Source organism: Parafrankia sp. Ea1.12 (genome assembly GCF_900465275.1).
Taxonomy (GTDB): Bacteria; Actinomycetota; Actinomycetes; order Frankiales; family Frankiaceae; genus Parafrankia; species Parafrankia soli.
The window spans coordinates 1-229 of record NZ_UBIZ01000013.1; the positions used below are offsets into that span (position 1 = coordinate 1).

Consider the following 229-nt stretch of genomic DNA (forward strand, 5'->3'; position numbering starts at 1 on the left):
CCCGCGACGCCGGCGATGTCGAGGACGTTCCCGCGCGGGTTGCCGATCGTCTCGCCGTAGAACGCCGCGGTGTTCGGCCGGATCGCCGCGCGCCAGGCGTCGAGGTCGTCCGGGTCGTCGACGAACGTGGTCTCGATGCCCAGGTCGGCCAGGGTGTGGCGGAACAGGGCGTACGTTCCGCCGTAGAGCGACGCGGACGACACCAGGTGGTCGCCGGCGGAGGCGAGGT

At 72.5% G+C, this 229-nt stretch carries 1 protein-coding gene; it reads right to left on the minus strand.

Translation table 11 applies throughout. From position 1 onward, the window contains the following. On the minus strand, window positions 1–229 hold a 229-nt coding region (locus FMEAI12_RS00045; protein ID WP_200835106.1), incomplete at both ends, for a PLP-dependent transferase.